Source organism: Robertmurraya korlensis, from assembly GCF_023715225.1.
Taxonomy (GTDB): domain Bacteria; phylum Bacillota; class Bacilli; order Bacillales; family Cytobacillaceae; genus Robertmurraya_A.
Window position 1 is genome coordinate 31943 of the sequence record NZ_JAMBNS010000010.1, and the last position, 17640, is coordinate 49582.

Genomic DNA, 17640 nt, shown 5'->3' on the forward strand with positions numbered 1-17640 from the left:
GTCAACTGAAAAATTGGTCAAAGTGTCGATTGGTGCCCATTCTCTTCGCTGTTATTGCTAGCGCAATAATGGCTCGATCATAGACCCCAAACGACCATTGAATATACAAAAAAGCCTCACTAACTTGCGTTAATGAAGCTTATTATTTCCGTAAATCGCATCCTCTTCCCATCTTTCTGCGAGTTCTTCCTTTGTGTAAATTACTCGCATGGGGTTGCCACCAACGAACGCTCCTGCTGGAACATCCTTATGAACGAGCGTTCCTGCTGACACAATGGCCCCATCCCCAATGGTGATGCCCGGTAAAATCGTCGTATTTGCTCCGATCATTACTTCGCTGCCGATTTGCACTTCTCCTAACCGATACTCTTTGATTAAGTATTCGTGTGCAAGAATCGTGGTGTTATAACCGATGACCGTGTTTTTACCCACACTGATTTTTTCCGGAAACATAATATCGAGCATCACCATAAGAGCAAACGAGGTTTGGTCACCAATATTCATTTTGAGAAATGTTCGATACAGCCAATTTTTCATTCCTAAAAACGGTGTATAACGTGCAAGTTGGATGACAATGAAGTTTTTAACCACTTTTACAAATGGGACGGTTTTGTATACATGCCAGAGAGAGTTCGCTCCTTCAACGGGGTAGCGAGTCGTCCTTCTCATTGACCTTCTGCCTCTAAAACGGCCAGTAAATCGGTCATGTTTTCAAGCATATAGTCTGGGTTGTACTTGGCTAAGTAGTCGCGGCCTTTAATTGACCAGGCAACCGCAGCCGTTCTGACTCCCGCATTTTTCCCTCCTAAAATATCATGGTGGTTATCTCCAACCATGATGGCTTCTTCTGGAGAAGAATGCAGTTTTTCTAAAGCCATACGTACTGGACCTGGGTCTGGCTTTGCTTTTTCGACATGATCAAGTGCAACGACAATTTCAAAATAAGGATCTAGCTTAGTTAGCTTCAACCCTTTCATCACGACGTCAGACATTTTCGACGTCACGATTCCAATCTTATACCCTTTTTCCTTTAAGGCCATAACCGTTTCTTTTACACCCTCGAACTCTTTCACGAGAGAATCATGATTGCTAATGTTAAAGGTACGATAGGTCTTAATCATTTCCTCGACATTTTCCGGATTCATCGCACCAAATGTTTCTACAAGCGTTGGTCCCATGAACGGGATCACATCTTCTCGCTTGTACTGGTCAGGATAGTAGTGTTGCAAGGTGTGTAGAAAGGATTGAATAATCAGTTCGTTTGTATCAATTAATGTTCCGTCTAAATCAAATAAGATGGTTGTCGTTTTAGTGGTCATAGACTGTTTCCTTTCGTTTTGAGAACTCAACTCGATTCCAGATTTTTACCACAATGGCGGTCAATATGATTGCCAACACCAAACGGATGAGTAGCAATGGAAGGACAGGAATTCCTAATGGTATAAAGATGAGGGTATCTTCCACAACTGCGTGGCAGGCTGCGAGGAAAATAAACGCAATCGTTACGTCCTTTTTACTCACTCCATCTTCTTTTACGGCCTGAATCATGACGCCTGCTCCATACGCAAGGCCAAAAATCAATCCTGCCGCAAGAGTAGTTGACGTATTTTCCTTCATTCCTAATGCTTTTGTCACTGGAGCCATCCATCGCGAAAACACTTGAAGCCATTGTAAGTCCTTTAATACTTGAATCACAATCATTAACGGCATGACAATCATGGCTAACTGAACAATTCCAAGTGCGGCTGTTTGCAAAGCTTCGAAAAGGATCGGAATGACTCCACTCACACTTTCTTCTTTCGCAGCCACTAGTCCATATTGGGCACGTTCACTTCCACCTTGCCATACTAGATTAATAATCATTCCTGAAAAAATCGCCAACCCAATTCTCACGGCTAGTGCTATCCAAAGCTTCACTCCTACTTTAATCGCAACACTCGATTCCACAAACATATTGTGTGAAAAAGAAAGCATGACTGCGATGATAAACACTTCTTTTATCGTTAAATCAATCGTTAGCATGGCACCGATTGCCGCGTACAGATTTAGAAAGTTTCCTAGTACGAGTGGAATCGCTGCATCACCAGATAGTCCAAAAATCCCCATCAAAGGGGTAATTAACTTAATCACCCATGGCAGAACAGGGGTGTGCTGCAGCAAAGCAACAATAAGGGCCACCGGAAATATAATCTTCCCCAATGCCCAAACGGTCTTCAAACCGACGAAAAACCCTGTTTTCGTAGATTGTAGCATCTTCTCTCCGTGCTCCCTTTTGTATAAGGATGGGGGTAGTTTCACCTGAAGTAAGCCTTTGTTGTGTGGCAACACCAGCTTTCGTAAGGAGAAATTGCACCCTTTATCTCTATGTTTTACACACTCTGGTCCAAATAGCGAACCTTTGCGTATCCTTTTATTCTTCGATAAACGATTAAGCCCACAGCTAAAAGTATTAACGCGATCGAAATCGTTTGAGCAATACGTAAAGATTCTGTCAGCATCAAGCTGTCCGTACGCATTCCTTCCACAAAGAAGCGACCGATCGAATACCAAATCACATACGAAAGGAAAATCTCTCCTTGTCGTAGATTCACCCTTCTTAATGACATTAATAAAACGAATCCTACAAGATTCCAGATCGATTCATATAAGAAAGTTGGATGGTAATAGGCCCCATCAATATACATCTGATTAATGATGAACTCTGGTAAGAATAATCCTTCTAAAAAGCTTCTTGTCACCTCGCCACCATGTGCCTCTTGGTTGATAAAATTCCCCCAACGTCCAATGGCTTGCCCAAGAATAATACTCGGTGCTGCGATATCTGCAAGCTTCCAAAATGAAATGTTTTTCTTCCTTGAAAACACAATCGCTGTAATAACCGATCCGATTAGTGCTCCATGAATCGCAATACCGCCGTTCCAAATCTTGATAATATCACCTGGATTTTGCGAGTAATAATCCCACTCAAATGCCACATAATAAATTCGTGCCGAAATGATCGCAATAGGTATCGCCCAAAGCATCAAATCAGGGAAAATATCTTTATGTAGACCCCTTCTTTCTCCTTCTCGCATTGCTAAAAATAAAGCAAGTGCAATACCCAACCCAATGATCACACCATACCAATGGATTTGGATTGGACCGAGTGATACCGCGATCGGGTCAATCGGTTGAATAGTTGATTCCATTACAGCTCATCCCCCTTAGGATTAATGTTCTTCGTCATGATCGCCTTCTTCAATCACATCAGCCAGGCGATTCGTAAACTGCTCTGCTGCGTTCACTCCCATTCGTTTTAGACGGAAGTTCATTGCAGCTACTTCTATAATAACGGCTAAGTTCCGACCAGGTCGAACGGGAACGGTTAATTTGGTTATATCTGTGTCAATAATACGCAATTTTTCTTCATCTAATCCTAAGCGGTCGTACTGCTTGTTTTGGTCCCATAACTCTAGGTTAATGACTAGGGTAATCCGTTTATGACTTCGAACCGCTCCTGCTCCGAACAGCGTCATCACGTTAATAATCCCTAACCCGCGAATTTCAAGTAAATGCTCAATCAATTCCGGAGAATTACCAATGAGTGTATCTTCATCCTCTTGACGAATCTCTACGCAATCGTCTGCGACCAATCGATGTCCACGTTTGACAAGTTCAAGAGCTGTTTCACTTTTTCCGACTCCACTTTTCCCCGTGATCAGAACCCCTACACCATAAATATCAATAAGAACACCATGAACAGCGGTTGTAGGCGCAAGCTTACTTTCTAAAAAGTTCGTCAAACGTCCAGAAAAACGAGTCGTCTTTTGTCTAGAACGCATAAGTGGCACAGCCTCACGTTCACACGCTTCGATCAGCTCTTCAGGTACCTCAAGCTCCCTTGTTACAATGATTCCAGGTGTGACATCCGTACAAAGCTTTTCCATACGAATGGCACGCTCAGTTGGCGACAATTTTTCCGCAAAGGTTAGCTCTGTTTTCCCAAGCAGTTGAATCCGCTCGGCTGGATAATAATCGAAAAAGCCCGCTATTTCAATACCCGGTCTAGAGATATCACTCATCGTGATCGGGCGATTTATTCCTTCTTCTCCACTAATTAACTCAAGGTCAAATTTTTCAATAATATCTTTTGTACGAACTTTCGCCATGGTCGTCTTCCTCCTCTATATGTAAAGAGACAATTCCTATCTATTTTACCATCTTTTTTTAAAGAACCAAATTTGATCCTCTTATTTTGTCAAAAAAATGACCCTCCTCAAAATTGAGAAGGGCTGAAATTAAGGGAGAAACTCTTTTACTTGTTCACTTACAAAAAAGTCTCTTCCATTGAAAATCGAAACCCCATCCAGCGAATGTGACTTTCCGTTCACCGTGATGATATTTTTATTAGCAGGAATTTCAATGGATGCTCCTTTTTTAGTTGCTACAAATACAGGATTATATTTTTTCGATTGATCAATTTTTGTGACGAAGCCTTGTTTCTCGAAGGTTTCCTTTGCATTAATAAATAATGACTGGCTTAACTTTTCTAAGTTAACTCCCATGAACTCTGCCATTTTTTCAGGTAACGCCGTGTTCTCCAGGTAGCCTGATGGATGTGAGGGACCGTAAGCGTATAGAAATACATCTTCTCCCGTATGCCCCCATGTTGTAAATCCAAGATTCGCTTCTTTCGCTAACATAGCAGCCAGAACCGCACCTACATGATCGGAGTTTATTAGCATTCTTACTTCGTTGTTTGATAAATCATCCAGACCATACTGCTTCGCCACTTGTTTGATATTGGAGCGATCTTGCTTTAGATCCTGTAATGCCCCCTCGACCGTTCGCTTGGCTTTTTTCAGTGGCTGAATGAAGTTTTCGACAGGAGTATGTGCATACGATCTTGATGTTTGCTGATTTCCTATCGAGATTCCACTATTTCCATGATCGGTCACGGCAATCACCATCGTATTTCCATCTCTTTCAGCAAACGTGACTGCTTCCTTTACCGCCTCGTCGAAAGCTAACACATCGCTAATCATGCCAACAATATCATTTTTGTGAGCAGCCCAGTCAATCTTGCTTCCTTCAACAAACAGGAAAAATCCATCTTCATCTTTCGAAAGGGTTTGAATTGCCTTGTTTGTCATTTCGGCAAGAGTGGGCTCAGAAGGTTGGGTTGCCGGACGATCAATATCATACGCAAGTGACTTCTCCGCAAAGCTCCCCCATATCTTTGAACCGTTCGCCTTTTGTAATTCACTTCTTGTGTTGACCATTTGATAGCCTTTTTCTTTAATCACCTTTTGTAGATCTTCCTGATCTTTACGATTTGTTAAATGAACGTTCCCACCGCCAAGGACAATATCGATTCCTTGATACACCTGTTGTTCAGCAATATCTTCTTCTTGCTTTCGGCTCATAACATGTGTGGAAAATCCAGCCGGTGTGGCGTGTTGAATTTCAGAGGTGGCAACGATCCCCGTCGCTTTTCCTACTTGTTTTGCTCCTTCTAGAACATTGGCTACCGGCATGAGCGCATGCTTCGGATTCTCGTCCTGCTTACCTGGTGTCGTAATTTTCGATGGAAGAAGACCAATATAATGCTCATCCGTTTTGTTTCCAGTCGCCAGAGCGGTTGCCGCAGCGGCAGAGTCTGTAATGGCAGATTCTGCCGAATACGTTCGCACGCCCCCCGTCAAGATCTGATCTAGCGCAAGATCTCTTCCTTTATACCAGCGGGCTAATGTGACCGCTCCCGAACTCGTTCCGTCCATCACCATCATAATGACATTCCTCGGGGACTCGGTATGGAGCTGCTGGGCTTTCATCTCTGTACAACCTACACTTCCAAGTGAAAAAATACAGGCTAAGGTTGTGATTAAAAGTTTCTTGCTCATAAACGCCTCCTTTCCCAATCGTTGTTTATTTTACTCATGTTGTTGGAAAGTAAACGGGAAAATGGAAATTCGTGTTGGAATAAGCCAATAAAAAACCCTCCTTTGCTTTAAAAAGGAGGGTTAAAATTAGTTATTTTCTTTCTTATCTCGAAACACGGTTTTCTGAAGGATGACATTTACGATCGACATGATGAGTGCGATGAAGAAAGCCATCCAGAATCCTTCGATTTCAAAGGAGGAACCGACCAATTCATCGGTGAGCAGGAGAGTCAATGCATTGATGACTAGCAAGAACGCACCAAGCGTCACAATCGTGATCGGCAAAGTTAATATAATTAAAATAGGCCTTACCAGCATATTTAGTATCGCTAATATGAAACTCGCGGCCAATGCAGCCCCAAAGCCTTCTATATAAAAGGAGTTTTCAAAATAGCCTGCCAGTGCGATAAATAAAATTGCATTAATTCCTATTCCTATTAGCCATCTCATCGCAATCATCCATTCTTATTTCACTTTTTTCAACGAAATTGAACCGGTCTTTGTATCTGCAAGAATCGTTGTAAAGGCATCTAATGGTCTTGTAGATTTAAAACTAAATATTTTTTGAACAACTTCACTTTTATTTTCTACAACTGAAATATCATCAACATCTACTTGAAAGCCACCCAGATTAGACTTAAGCTCTCCGCTTAATGCCCATGAAGAGGGTACCTTCACTTTGATGGAGCCTGTTGTTGCTTTGGCTACCACCACATCACTTTGGTCTCCAGCCAACTCACATTCAATATTACCGTTAAAGGACTGAAGGTCGAGCTTTTTATAGGTACCGTCCACTCTGATCGCTCCATTTATCGTTTCTGCTTCAAAGTCTAGGATTTGGCTTTGTTGCACGTTTATTTGCCCATTGGCTGTTTCCAGTTCTGCTTTTGACCCCTTAATGTTCGACACATCCACTTTTCCATTTGCTGTTTTTGCTTTAAACGACGCCACTACAAGGTTTTCACCTGTGATCGGTCCGTTAAACATGCGAATACGAATATGGTCGAAGTCCGTTGAAGGCACGTATACCTTTGCCTGAACCTTCATCCATTTTTGTTGTGCTCCGAAACGTAGTTTATCCCCTTCTACCGAAAATAACACATCTTTGATAAAAAGGCTTTTTGCTTCCTCAGGTGATTCCACACGATACACCTTTGCCTCACATTCGACGCGAACATCTGATTGGTCCCACGGAATAAGGGTCACTGATCCATTGGCCACGTCAATATCAATATCCTTTACTCTTGCGTGGGTTTGTTGATAAATATGTGATACATCTACCGATTGACCAAAATTCCAATCAAGATCAAAATCTTTAATCTTTTTAAATGCTACATCAACAAACTCTAGTATTTTTTCTTTAGCAGACTGAGCCTTTTGATATGAAAAACCTGACGACTTTTTCCCTTCCTCAAAATTCACGACCGTTGAAAGCTCACTGTATAATTTTTGTTGCTTTTCTTCCATAGAAGTATTGGATTTCTCCAACTCTTCTAACAGTAGCAATGCTTCATCTACCTTAAGCTTTCCTTCCTCTACCATCTGTAAAATTCGTTTTCTCTCTTCTTTCATATTAATACCCTCCCCAATGGACTAGTAATCTTCATTTGCAAAGACTTTAATCGCTTTTACAAGATTCCAAATCGTAACGATGATGGCGATTAATCCCGTTAAAAGCGCGCCAACAATAATCGCAATCGGTGCTGTGTCTGTTAATTGATTAGTCATATCTAGGTAAACCGCTGAACCGACTAGAAACGGAACGGGAACAATTGGGATTAAATGCGACAAAAAAGCTTTCTTCGCATGCTGTTTGACATAAGAACTAGATGAAACCAAAAATACGACCAATGGAAAAATAAACCCAGCGAAAAAGATACTCAAGTAGCTCATACCGGCCAAAACTTTATTCGTATTCATTTTTCTTCATCTCCTCTGCTCATATGTACGTACATAATAAATAAAAGTTTCATGAATTTTTCAGAGAGTGATACAAAAAGGAGCAATTCCCTATTGGGAACTGCTCCTACTATTTACGCATTAGTTACTTGCTCTTCCTTTTGCTGAATTTGCTTCTTCATTCGCTCACGGTCACGGTCGAGAATCGGCTTTAAGTATTTCCCTGTATACGATAGGGGTACTTCTGAAACTTGTTCCGGAGTTCCCATCGCAATAATGGTCCCACCCTTATCGCCACCCTCCGGTCCTAGGTCGATGATATAGTCAGCCGCTTTAATAACATCGAGATTATGCTCAATGACCAACACCGTATCTCCGTTTTCCACCAGGCGCTGTAGGACGACAAGCAATCTTGAAATATCATCCACGTGTAACCCTGTGGTCGGCTCATCGAGAATATAGAACGAGCGACCAGTTGAACGCCGATGAAGCTCAGACGCAAGTTTCACCCTTTGCGCTTCCCCACCAGATAAAGTCGTAGCAGGTTGACCGAGCGTAATATAACCGAGACCCACATCATAGATCGTCTGAAGCTTCCTCTTAATTTTCGGGATATTTTCGAAATAAACGAGTGCATCTTCTACCGTCATATCTAGTACATCCGAAATGTTCTTGCCTTTATATTTTACTTCAAGCGTTTCACGGTTGTAGCGTTTGCCATGACACACTTCACATGGGACATATACATCCGGTAAAAAGTGCATTTCGATTTTGATAATTCCGTCCCCACGGCATGCCTCACAACGACCACCTTTGACATTAAAGCTAAAGCGCCCTTTTTTATACCCTCGAACCTTCGCTTCATTGGTCGTTGCAAACACATCACGAACATCGTCGAAGACCCCAGTGTAAGTCGCTGGGTTTGATCTTGGAGTTCGACCAATTGGTGATTGATCAATATCAATAACTTTATCCAAGTGTTCAATCCCTTTGATTTCACGATGCTGTCCAGGCTTTGTTTTTGCATGATTTAGCTTTTGAGCTAATGATTTATGAAGTATTTCATTGATCAATGTACTTTTTCCCGAACCAGAAACACCGGTTACCGCAATGAACATGCCAAGTGGGAACTTTACGTTCACATTGTTCAAGTTATTTTCCTTAGCACCCTTAATCTCAACGTATCTACCATCACTTTTTCTCCGCTCAATAGGTAGCGGAATAAATTTCTTACCTGCTAAATACTGACCAGTTAGCGAGTTTGGATCGTCCATCACCTCTTGCGGTGTTCCAGCAGAAACAATTTGGCCACCATGAACTCCTGCTCCTGGACCAACATCAATTAAGTAATCAGCAGCAAGCATCGTATCTTCATCGTGCTCAACAACAATTAAAGTGTTTCCAATATCACGCATATTTTTTAACGTATCAATTAATCGGTCATTGTCTCGTTGGTGAAGACCAATCGAGGGCTCATCTAGAATGTAAAGCACACCCGTTAATCTCGAACCAATTTGTGTGGCTAACCGAATTCGTTGTGCCTCTCCACCAGATAGAGTTCCCGCCGCACGGTTCAAATTTAAATAATCAAGGCCGACATTGATTAAGAAACCTAGACGCTCTTTTATTTCACGAAGAATTAAGTTGGCAATTTTTGTTTCTTTTTCCGTTAAATCGAGATGGTCAAAGAAATGATAAGCTTCTTGAATCGAGAAGGACGTCACTTTCCCAATATGGTGGTTGTTGATTAGCACCGCTAATGTTTCCTTTTTCAGACGGTCGCCTTTACAAGTCGGACAGTGATGTTGAGCCATGTACTTTTCCATTTGCTCACGAATAAAATCAGAGCTTGTCTCCTTGTACCGGCGCTCCACATTTCGAATGACACCTTCGAATTGGATATAGCCTTCGCGGATTTGACCGAAGTCATTTTCGTAACGGAAATATATATCATCTTCTTTTGATCCATATAGCACTTTTTCAAACAAATGCTTTGGAATATCCTTCACAGGAATATTCATATCCACTCCAAAGTGGTTACACACCGCTTCTAATAGCTGTGGATAATACTGAGAGCTTGTTGGCTCCCACGGTGCAATGGCATGCTGTTTTAACGATAACTCTTTATTCGGAACAACAAGATCCACATCCACTTCCAGCTTAGATCCTAATCCATCACAGTCGGGACAAGCGCCGAACGGACTGTTGAAGGAGAACATACGAGGTTCAAGCTCCGTGATCGAAAAGCCACATAATGGACAGGCATGGTGTTCACTGAAAAGCAACTCCTCTTCACCGATGACATCAATAATCACTTTTCCTTCACCAAGGCCAAGAGCAGTTTCAAGGGAATCCGCGAGACGGGCAGTGACTCCCTCCTTAACGACAATTCGGTCGACAACCACTTCAATCGTATGCTTTTTGTTTTTCTCCAGCTCGATTTCGTCTGAAAGATCGAGCATTTCTCCGTCTACACGTACGCGAACAAAGCCTTGCTTTTTAATATCTTCAAACACTTTTACATGTGTCCCTTTGCGACCCGAAACAATGGGGGCAAGTACCTGGAGCTTGGTTCGTTCAGGATACTCCATAATTCGATCGACCATTTGCTCGATCGTTTGTGAGCTAATTTCAATTCCGTGGTTCGGACAGGTCGGTCGACCTACTCTCGCATATAATAATCGTAAATAATCATAAATTTCCGTAACCGTTCCGACGGTCGAACGAGGGTTACGACTCGTTGTTTTCTGATCAATTGAAATAGCAGGTGAAAGTCCTTCAATAGTGTCCACATCCGGCTTATCCATTTGCCCTAAAAACTGTCTTGCGTACGCAGATAATGATTCCACATACCGCCTTTGCCCCTCTGCATAAATGGTATCAAATGCAAGAGAGGATTTCCCCGAGCCTGAAAGTCCTGTTAGTACGACGAGCTTATCTCGCGGAATGGTCACGTCGATATTCTTTAAATTATGAGCTCTAGCCCCTTTAACTATGAGCTTTTCCATTGCCATTGATTCGTCATCCTTCCGCTTTCAACTCTAATATTAAATCGCGAAGCTCTGCCGCTCTTTCGAAGTTTAGCGCCTTTGCAGCTTCTTTCATTTCCTTCTCCATATCCTCAATCAGCTTATCTCGCTCTTTTTTCGTAAGCTTTGTAAGCTTTTCTGTAGTCTTGTACTCTGCCTCGTCCTCCGCCGCATGTGTTGCACGTATGACGTCACGAATATCTTTTTGAATGGTCATCGGTGTGATGCCATGCTTTTCGTTGTATTCTTCCTGAATAGCACGACGGCGTTTCGTTTCAGATATAGCGAGCTCCATTGAATTGGTCATTCGATCCGCATACATGACCACATGACCTCGTGAATTACGCGCAGCACGGCCAATGGTTTGGATCAACGAACGCTCTGAACGAAGGAACCCTTCCTTGTCTGCATCCAAAATCGCCACTAACGAAACCTCAGGAATATCGAGTCCTTCTCTTAACAGGTTAATCCCTATGAGAACATCATATTTTCCTAGTCGTAACTCTCGGATGATTTCAATTCTTTCAAGTGTCTTGACCTCTGAGTGTAGATATTGTACCTTGATACCGATTTCTTTCAAGTAATCTGTTAAATCCTCGGACATCTTTTTGGTTAACGTTGTGACTAGAACACGTTCATTCCTCTTAATCCGATCATGAATTTCGCCAATGAGGTCATCAATTTGCCCTTCAATCGGACGAACGTCTATCGTAGGATCAAGCAATCCTGTTGGACGAATGATTTGTTGAACCATTTCTGGTGTGTGTTCAAGCTCATATGGTCCCGGTGTTGCCGAAACAAACACAATTTGATTGATCTTTTCCTCAAATTCTGTAAACGTTAATGGTCGGTTATCCATCGCTGAAGGCAGACGAAACCCATGATCCACGAGAACCTGCTTACGCGCTTGGTCACCGTTAAACATTCCACGAATTTGCGGAAGCGTAACATGCGACTCGTCGATAACAATTAAGAAGTCTTCTGGAAAATAATCGATCAATGTATACGGTGTTGACCCAGGTGGTCTTAGAGTTAGATGACGGGAGTAGTTCTCAATTCCCGAACAGAAGCCCATCTCCCTCATCATTTCTAAATCGTAACGCGTTCGTTGCTCTAAACGTTGGGCCTCAAGAAGCTTTCCATTTTCGCGCATGTCCGCTAAACGTTCTTCGAGCTCCTTCTCGATATTTTCTATAGCAACAAGGAGCTTTTCTTCGCGTGTAACGAAGTGGGAAGCCGGGAAGATAGCAACATGCTCTCTTTCTCCGAGAATTTCCCCTGTTAACGCATCAACCTCTCGAATGCGATCAATTTCATCACCAAATAGCTCCACACGCAAGCAATGCTCATCACGTGAAGCCGGGAAAATCTCGACCACATCGCCACGAACACGGAATGTTCCGCGCTGAAAGTTAATATCGTTTCTTTCATATTGAATATCTACTAAGCGATGCAAGAGCTGATTTCGCTCAATTTCCATTCCCGTTCTTAGTGAAAGTACAAGATCTCGATATTCCTCAGGAGAACCGAGACCGTAAATGCAAGAAACACTCGCAATGATGATGACATCTTTTCTTTCAAACAAAGAGGATGTAGCTGAGTGACGAAGTTTATCAATTTCATCATTGATGCTAGCATCTTTTTCAATAAACGTATCCGTTGAAGGAACATACGCTTCTGGTTGATAGTAATCGTAATAGCTAACAAAATACTCAACCGCATTATTCGGAAAAAAATCCTTAAACTCACTATAAAGCTGGCCAGCAAGTGTTTTATTGTGAGCGATCACAAGTGTCGGTTTATTCACTTCTTTAATCACATTGGAGATCGTGAATGTTTTTCCAGTCCCTGTTGCTCCGAGCAACGTCTGACGTTTTTCACCGTTATGTATTCCATCAGCAATCCTTTGAATGGCTGCAGGCTGATCTCCTTGTGGTGAGTATTTTGAGACTAATTCAAATTGGTCCTTCACAAGTACTCCTCCTATTAAAAGTATCAATTAGAATTTCATCTATAGTAACTAGCTTCGACGGACCTAGCTGAGCAAATTTCCATAATTTCATATTAATCATTCTACCACAAATCAGGGAAAACAAACCAATAATATACGAACAAATATTCGATGTTTTTTCTTTTTAGCGTTGAAGTCTGTCAGTCTCAGTCGAAAAAAGGTCAATCAAACGTTTGATTGAATTGATCCAAACACCCTCCATAAGTAAAATACGCATAAAAAAACTTGTCGAAAATTTCATCGACAAGCTTCTACCTACGATCGTTTTTTTGCTCTCTCTCGAACCATCTTCGAGTACGCGAACCCAACCGTTAATGACAATGCATCTACAATAATGAGCGATAAGGAATCGGTATAACCCTTATAAACCGATGCAGCTATTAATGCAACTGTAAGCAATAAACCAATTACATGACTGTATGTAACTCTTGTGAAAAAAATAACGAGAGCACCAGGGATAAAAAGACCCAATACATACTTCATCTCGTTCAACCCCTCTTTGTTCCCACTTATATTATTAGAATATATCGTCAACTCCTGTTGCACAAGTATATCACTTAAGGAAAGTGCATACTAAGAAAAAAATGAAAGGGGTATGACGAAGATGGCAAGAAAAAGACGTCCATTAATCCCAGAGGCGAGAGAGGCATTAGATTCGTTAAAAGCAGATGTAATGAAACAGAGAGGTTATGTGGTGTCTAAGGATCACCCGGATCAAGTTAAATACGAAGTGGCAGCGGATATGCATATACCACTAAGTAGAGGCAATAACGGAAATCTCACCTCCCATCAAGCCGGGAAGATCGGTGGTCAGATTGGTGGAAGCATGGTCAAAGAAATGGTCCGACTTGCACAAGAAAGAATGAGAAATCAATCCTCAGAATAAAAACACGAACGAATAAAAAATGCCTCTATAATTAGAGGCATTTTTTAGCTAGCGGCACCGTATTTCGTTAAAATATCTTCATAGTTAGAACGCTCTACGGGAGGTGAGTAGAAATAACCTTGCACCTCAAAGCAGTTCATGTTTTGCAGGAAACCGATTTGATTTGACGTTTCCACACCTTCCGCAATTACCTTTAAATTTAGGTTATGAGACATTGAAATGATAGCAGAAATAATTTCTTTATTGCTTTCATAATCAGCGATAAAGGATTGGTCAATTTTCAAACGATCAACAGATAGCTTCTGCAAATAGCTTAAGGAGCTATACCCTGTACCAAAATCATCAACACTGATTTCAACCCCAACTTCTCTTAGGGCAAGCAGATTTCGATTGACTCGTTCCTCTCCACGCATAATAACACTTTCCGTAATTTCAATCTCAATATCACTACCGTCAATCTTATAGGAGGCTAAGTTTTTAATAATAAAATCGACAAAGTCTTCTTGGTAAAAATGAATGACGGAAATATTAATAGAAGTTCTCGGCACTGGCATCCCTTTCCGCTTCCACTCCCCAATCGTCTCAAAAACTTCCGTAATCACAAATCTCTCAAGATCAATAATTAAATTGCTTTCTTCAGCGATAGGAATAAACTTACTCGGAGGGATAAATCCGTTCTCTTCATGTTTCCAACGAATAAGTGCCTCTGACCCAACCAAGAGGTTTGAACCCGTATCAAATTTCGGTTGATAATACACCGTTAGCTTGCGATTCGCAATATCTCTGCGAAGATCACTTTCTATCTTTATTTTATTTAGTGATTGCTCCTTCATGGTCGCTTCATACACAACATATCGATTGGAGCCTTGATTTTTCGCTCGATACATCGCAAGATCTGCTGCCTTTAATAATTCCAAAATCGACTCTCCATCTTTTGGAAAGTAAGCCACACCGATACTCGCTGTAAGTAAAAAGTCAAAGCCATCTAGTACAATGGGCGTGCGAAACCCTTCAATAATTTTTTGAGCAATCTCATCATAATCTGCTGGATGAGGTAGTAAAGCTGCAAACTCATCTCCCCCAAGCCTTGCGATCGTACAATTTTCAGGCATGAGCTCCTCAAGTTTTTTCCCGGTTTCTTGAAGAATTTTATCACCGAAAAAATGACCAAATGTATCATTAATCCGTTTAAAACGATCAAAATCAATATAAAAAAGATAAAAAGGTTTATTTTCACCAATCGCCTCTGCTGCGACTTTTTCAAGCTTCCGTTTATTCGGTAAGTTGGTTAAATCATCGTGATAGGCAAGGTAGCGAATCGTCTCCTCGGCATGCGTCTTCTCCGTAATATCTCGGACAATTCCATATACCCCAATCAGTTCTTCTTTCACAATGATTCGAACAGGCGTAATTCTAACGTCAATAAAAAAGCCATCTCGATGTTGTAGTTTTACTTCTACCGATTGTATTTCTCCTTGAAGAACACTTTGTAAATAACGGTTAATTTCCTCTTCATCATAGATGAGTAGCTCTTTGAAATGCATACCCTTTATCGCTTCCTGATTATAGCCTGTAAGCATAAAAGCTTCTTTATTCGCATGCATGATGTTCCCTGACAAGTTTACGGCAAATACGGCATCTGGATTATGATTAAATAGCGATAAATACGATTGAATGTTACGCATCAATAAACGTTCGCCAAATAAGTCAGGAACAAGCATTAAGGCAAGGTTTGTAATAACACTATATGTAAACGGCAAAAGCATAACCAATGGTTCTGTATTACCCGCACCAATTTCTTCAAGGTTCAGCATGGATACAACGACCATAAAAGGTATACCCGCAAAAGCAGCTCCACCAAGAATACCTCCAACAAGCTTCCAACGAGACAGAAATTGATAAATATCTGAATTCGTTATTTGAATAAGGAATCGAAGCAAGGAAAACATCGTTGCTAATGTGAGAAAAGCAGTCATGATTGAAAGTATCGGCTTAATATCAAGATGGTCCGAGTAAAGAAGATAAAAACCAAGGCCCAGTGTACCTAAAATACAAAGCGTAATGAACAGTCCTGCAAATAGGTATTGAATCGAGCTATTTAGTCGCTGCTTCGTTACACCAAGAGCAATATAAGATCCGATAAAGCAGAAATAAAAGCTTAATTGAAAGTATAAATTGATATCCCCTGTTGAGTAAGGTAATTCTATTGAAAAACAAACCAATAACAATGCTAACCAAAAAGTAAAAGCTAGCATTAACGAGTATAATAATCTTCTAGTAAGCGCATAATTTTCTAGCTTCAACCGACGACAAAATTCTGCCCCTAATGTACAGCATATTATCGAAATGAAGATAGCAATCAACACATCGCTTAAATTGAACACATAAAATGTGGCAGACCCAAGCAAAGCAACCCCTCATCCCAGAGCAAAATTCAGTAGACTGCCTCTTTCTGAGCTACTGTGGACTCCATTTTACCATGATTCGACAGTAATATCCTACTATTTTCGCAGGGAAAAAGGATTATTTATTCATTCTACGAATAAAAGACCCACCTGATTAGAGGAGAGCCTTTTTCTTGTATTTATGATTCTTGAAATCGAGATAGTTTAAAAAATAAATGCGTCGATGGCGTATGCTCCAGGACCTGTCAATGCAACACCAATCGCTACAACTAATAATGTTAGGTTGTATTCATATCCATTTGCTGTTGACCATAACCCATTGGCACCGTGAACTTTTACAATGGCCATGACCATTGTTGCAGCAATAAGTAGACCTGCAAGTGGAGTTAAGAATCCAACAGCAAAGAATAATCCTCCTACCAACTCAGCTAACCCAGCAAGAAGAGCCATCGTTACACCTGGCTTTAATCCAAGTGACTCCATCCAGCCCCCTGTCCCTTTCAGTCCGTAACCGCCGAACCAACCAAACAATTTTTGTGCACCATGACCAATAAATAATAACCCGATAACGACACGAATCAATAATAAACCTAAATCTAACATCTTGTAATTCCTCCTAGTTGTTTGTCAATTTGATTGTTCTTCTACTTTCTTCTTCGTTTTTCTTAGCACATCTATTAAACTGTTTACCTCATGATGATCCAACGAAGCAAACATGGAATCAATCAGTACTTGATGCTCCGGAATAAGGGCATCCATTAATATTTTCCCTTTATCCGACAAAGAAATATGAATAGCTCGTCGATCTCCTGGACAAATATTTCGCTCTAAAAAACCCTTTTGTACTAGCTTATCAACTACATACGTCATCGAACCGCTAGCCACAAGGATTCTACTCCCCACTTGATGAATCGTCTGAGTCCCCTTATGGTAAAGAACTTCAAGAACCGAAAACTCTGTTATGCTTAGATCATGTTTTGTCACATTAGCCTTTATACATTCTTGAATTGCCTTTGTTGTTTGCATGAGGAGCAGAAAAGGTTCATTAGAACAAATCTTATCCATATGCTCACCCCCTTGTCTCTTTATCTTTGATTCAAATATCTTGAATATGAGATAATAATATTATGAATTCGAGATATTGTCAATGGTCGAGTATCAATTTTTTTTGTAGTGGTAATTTTATTTGATGAAATGAGGTTTGGATGGTTGGGTTTTGTTAAAAATGAGATTTTGATGCATCTTAGCATTTGTATACCGGCTCAAGGCTAACTGAGGGTATTTAAGTGTCGTTTTGGTTACCGTTCAGTTGTTTTTTGGGGGCTCACTGGCATCTATGCACCTGTTTGGTTACCGTTCCCTTGTTTTTCTTGGGCCCACGGGCATCTATGCACCTGTTTGGTTACCGTTCCCTTGTTTTTCTTGGGCCCACGGGCATCTAAGTACCCGTTTGGTTACCGTTCCCTTGTTTTTCTTGGGTCCGCGGGCA

General features: G+C 41.2%; 16 protein-coding genes. 1 reads left to right on the forward strand and 15 read right to left on the reverse strand.

What is annotated here, in order from left to right:
• Nucleotides 1-129: 129 nt before the first annotated feature.
• The 12 genes from M3175_RS17455 to M3175_RS17510 form a co-directional block, all read right to left on the reverse strand.
• Nucleotides 130-669 carry an acyltransferase gene (locus M3175_RS17455; protein ID WP_251521741.1) on the reverse strand — a complete coding sequence of 180 codons (540 nt, stop codon included), beginning with the start codon at nucleotides 667-669 and terminating at the stop codon, nucleotides 130-132.
• The gene (gene ppaX / locus M3175_RS17460) at nucleotides 666-1319 is read right to left on the reverse strand and encodes a pyrophosphatase PpaX (protein WP_251521745.1); all 654 of its coding nucleotides are present in this window, start codon (nucleotides 1317-1319) and stop codon (nucleotides 666-668) included. The genes M3175_RS17455 and ppaX overlap by 4 nt, the downstream gene beginning before the upstream one ends.
• The gene (locus tag M3175_RS17465; RefSeq protein WP_251522201.1) at nucleotides 1309-2253 is read right to left on the reverse strand and encodes a nucleoside recognition domain-containing protein; all 945 of its coding nucleotides are present in this window, start codon (nucleotides 2251-2253) and stop codon (nucleotides 1309-1311) included. The genes ppaX and M3175_RS17465 overlap by 11 nt, the downstream gene beginning before the upstream one ends.
• Before the next feature lie 116 nt (nucleotides 2254-2369).
• Nucleotides 2370-3188: a prolipoprotein diacylglyceryl transferase gene (gene lgt / locus M3175_RS17470; RefSeq protein ID WP_251521748.1), complete on the reverse strand. Its 819-nt coding sequence runs from the start codon at nucleotides 3186-3188 to the stop codon at nucleotides 2370-2372.
• A 21-nt stretch (nucleotides 3189-3209) separates the two neighbouring features.
• Nucleotides 3210-4148, reverse strand: coding sequence for an HPr(Ser) kinase/phosphatase (hprK, locus tag M3175_RS17475; RefSeq protein ID WP_251521751.1), 939 nt, complete (start codon nucleotides 4146-4148; stop codon nucleotides 3210-3212).
• Between the two features lie 129 nt (nucleotides 4149-4277).
• Entirely contained in the window at nucleotides 4278-5882 is a 1605-nt protein-coding gene (locus tag M3175_RS17480) for an alkaline phosphatase (RefSeq protein ID WP_251521754.1), read from the reverse strand.
• A 126-nt stretch (nucleotides 5883-6008) separates the two neighbouring features.
• Nucleotides 6009-6371, reverse strand: coding sequence for a phage holin family protein (locus M3175_RS17485; RefSeq protein ID WP_251521757.1), 363 nt, complete (start codon nucleotides 6369-6371; stop codon nucleotides 6009-6011).
• A 15-nt stretch (nucleotides 6372-6386) separates the two neighbouring features.
• Nucleotides 6387-7493 carry a DUF4097 family beta strand repeat-containing protein gene (locus M3175_RS17490; protein ID WP_251521760.1) on the reverse strand — a complete coding sequence of 369 codons (1107 nt, stop codon included), beginning with the start codon at nucleotides 7491-7493 and terminating at the stop codon, nucleotides 6387-6389.
• A gap of 21 nt (nucleotides 7494-7514) precedes the next feature.
• The gene (locus M3175_RS17495; RefSeq protein WP_119709992.1) at nucleotides 7515-7841 is read right to left on the reverse strand and encodes a magnetosome magnetite crystal formation protein family; all 327 of its coding nucleotides are present in this window, start codon (nucleotides 7839-7841) and stop codon (nucleotides 7515-7517) included.
• Nucleotides 7842-7954: 113 nt separating this feature from the next.
• Nucleotides 7955-10834 carry an excinuclease ABC subunit UvrA gene (gene uvrA, locus M3175_RS17500; RefSeq protein WP_251521763.1) on the reverse strand — a complete coding sequence of 960 codons (2880 nt, stop codon included), beginning with the start codon at nucleotides 10832-10834 and terminating at the stop codon, nucleotides 7955-7957.
• 7 nt (nucleotides 10835-10841) lie between these two features.
• Nucleotides 10842-12821 carry an excinuclease ABC subunit UvrB gene (gene uvrB / locus M3175_RS17505; protein WP_251521766.1) on the reverse strand — a complete coding sequence of 660 codons (1980 nt, stop codon included), beginning with the start codon at nucleotides 12819-12821 and terminating at the stop codon, nucleotides 10842-10844.
• A gap of 294 nt (nucleotides 12822-13115) precedes the next feature.
• The gene (locus M3175_RS17510; RefSeq protein WP_119709995.1) at nucleotides 13116-13343 is read right to left on the reverse strand and encodes a CsbA family protein; all 228 of its coding nucleotides are present in this window, start codon (nucleotides 13341-13343) and stop codon (nucleotides 13116-13118) included.
• Between the two features lie 121 nt (nucleotides 13344-13464).
• Between M3175_RS17510 and M3175_RS17515 the strand changes: the two genes are divergently transcribed.
• Nucleotides 13465-13746 (forward strand): alpha/beta-type small acid-soluble spore protein, encoded by a 282-nt coding sequence (locus M3175_RS17515; protein WP_251521769.1) that lies wholly within the window; start codon nucleotides 13465-13467, stop codon nucleotides 13744-13746.
• A 44-nt stretch (nucleotides 13747-13790) separates the two neighbouring features.
• Here M3175_RS17515 and M3175_RS17520 read toward each other — a convergent pair whose 3' ends face one another.
• From M3175_RS17520 to M3175_RS17530, 3 genes are all read right to left on the reverse strand, one after another.
• On the reverse strand, nucleotides 13791-16130 hold the full coding sequence (locus tag M3175_RS17520; protein ID WP_251521772.1) for an EAL domain-containing protein: 2340 nt from the start codon (nucleotides 16128-16130) through the stop codon (nucleotides 13791-13793).
• Between the two features lie 225 nt (nucleotides 16131-16355).
• The gene (locus M3175_RS17525) at nucleotides 16356-16754 is read right to left on the reverse strand and encodes a DoxX family protein (RefSeq protein WP_251521775.1); all 399 of its coding nucleotides are present in this window, start codon (nucleotides 16752-16754) and stop codon (nucleotides 16356-16358) included.
• Nucleotides 16755-16778: 24 nt separating this feature from the next.
• The gene (locus tag M3175_RS17530; RefSeq protein ID WP_251521778.1) at nucleotides 16779-17216 is read right to left on the reverse strand and encodes a MarR family winged helix-turn-helix transcriptional regulator; all 438 of its coding nucleotides are present in this window, start codon (nucleotides 17214-17216) and stop codon (nucleotides 16779-16781) included.
• Nucleotides 17217-17640 lie beyond the last annotated feature (424 nt).

Coding starts and splice junctions, on each gene's coding strand:
- lgt (WP_251521748.1), bottom strand. CDS start 3,188: ATGGAATCAACTATTCAACCGATTGACCCGATCGCGGTATCACTCGGT.
- M3175_RS17495 (WP_119709992.1), bottom strand. CDS start 7,841: ATGAATACGAATAAAGTTTTGGCCGGTATGAGCTACTTGAGTATCTTT.
- M3175_RS17510 (WP_119709995.1), bottom strand. CDS start 13,343: ATGAAGTATGTATTGGGTCTTTTTATCCCTGGTGCTCTCGTTATTTTT.
- M3175_RS17465 (WP_251522201.1), bottom strand. CDS start 2,253: ATGCTACAATCTACGAAAACAGGGTTTTTCGTCGGTTTGAAGACCGTT.
- uvrA (WP_251521763.1), bottom strand. CDS start 10,834: ATGGCAATGGAAAAGCTCATAGTTAAAGGGGCTAGAGCTCATAATTTA.
- M3175_RS17525 (WP_251521775.1), bottom strand. CDS start 16,754: ATGTTAGATTTAGGTTTATTATTGATTCGTGTCGTTATCGGGTTATTA.
- M3175_RS17455 (WP_251521741.1), bottom strand. CDS start 669: ATGAGAAGGACGACTCGCTACCCCGTTGAAGGAGCGAACTCTCTCTGG.
- hprK (WP_251521751.1), bottom strand. CDS start 4,148: ATGGCGAAAGTTCGTACAAAAGATATTATTGAAAAATTTGACCTTGAG.
- M3175_RS17515 (WP_251521769.1), top strand. CDS start 13,465: ATGGCAAGAAAAAGACGTCCATTAATCCCAGAGGCGAGAGAGGCATTA.
- ppaX (WP_251521745.1), bottom strand. CDS start 1,319: ATGACCACTAAAACGACAACCATCTTATTTGATTTAGACGGAACATTA.
- M3175_RS17490 (WP_251521760.1), bottom strand. CDS start 7,493: ATGAAAGAAGAGAGAAAACGAATTTTACAGATGGTAGAGGAAGGAAAG.
- M3175_RS17485 (WP_251521757.1), bottom strand. CDS start 6,371: ATGAGATGGCTAATAGGAATAGGAATTAATGCAATTTTATTTATCGCA.
- M3175_RS17530 (WP_251521778.1), bottom strand. CDS start 17,216: ATGGATAAGATTTGTTCTAATGAACCTTTTCTGCTCCTCATGCAAACA.
- M3175_RS17480 (WP_251521754.1), bottom strand. CDS start 5,882: ATGAGCAAGAAACTTTTAATCACAACCTTAGCCTGTATTTTTTCACTT.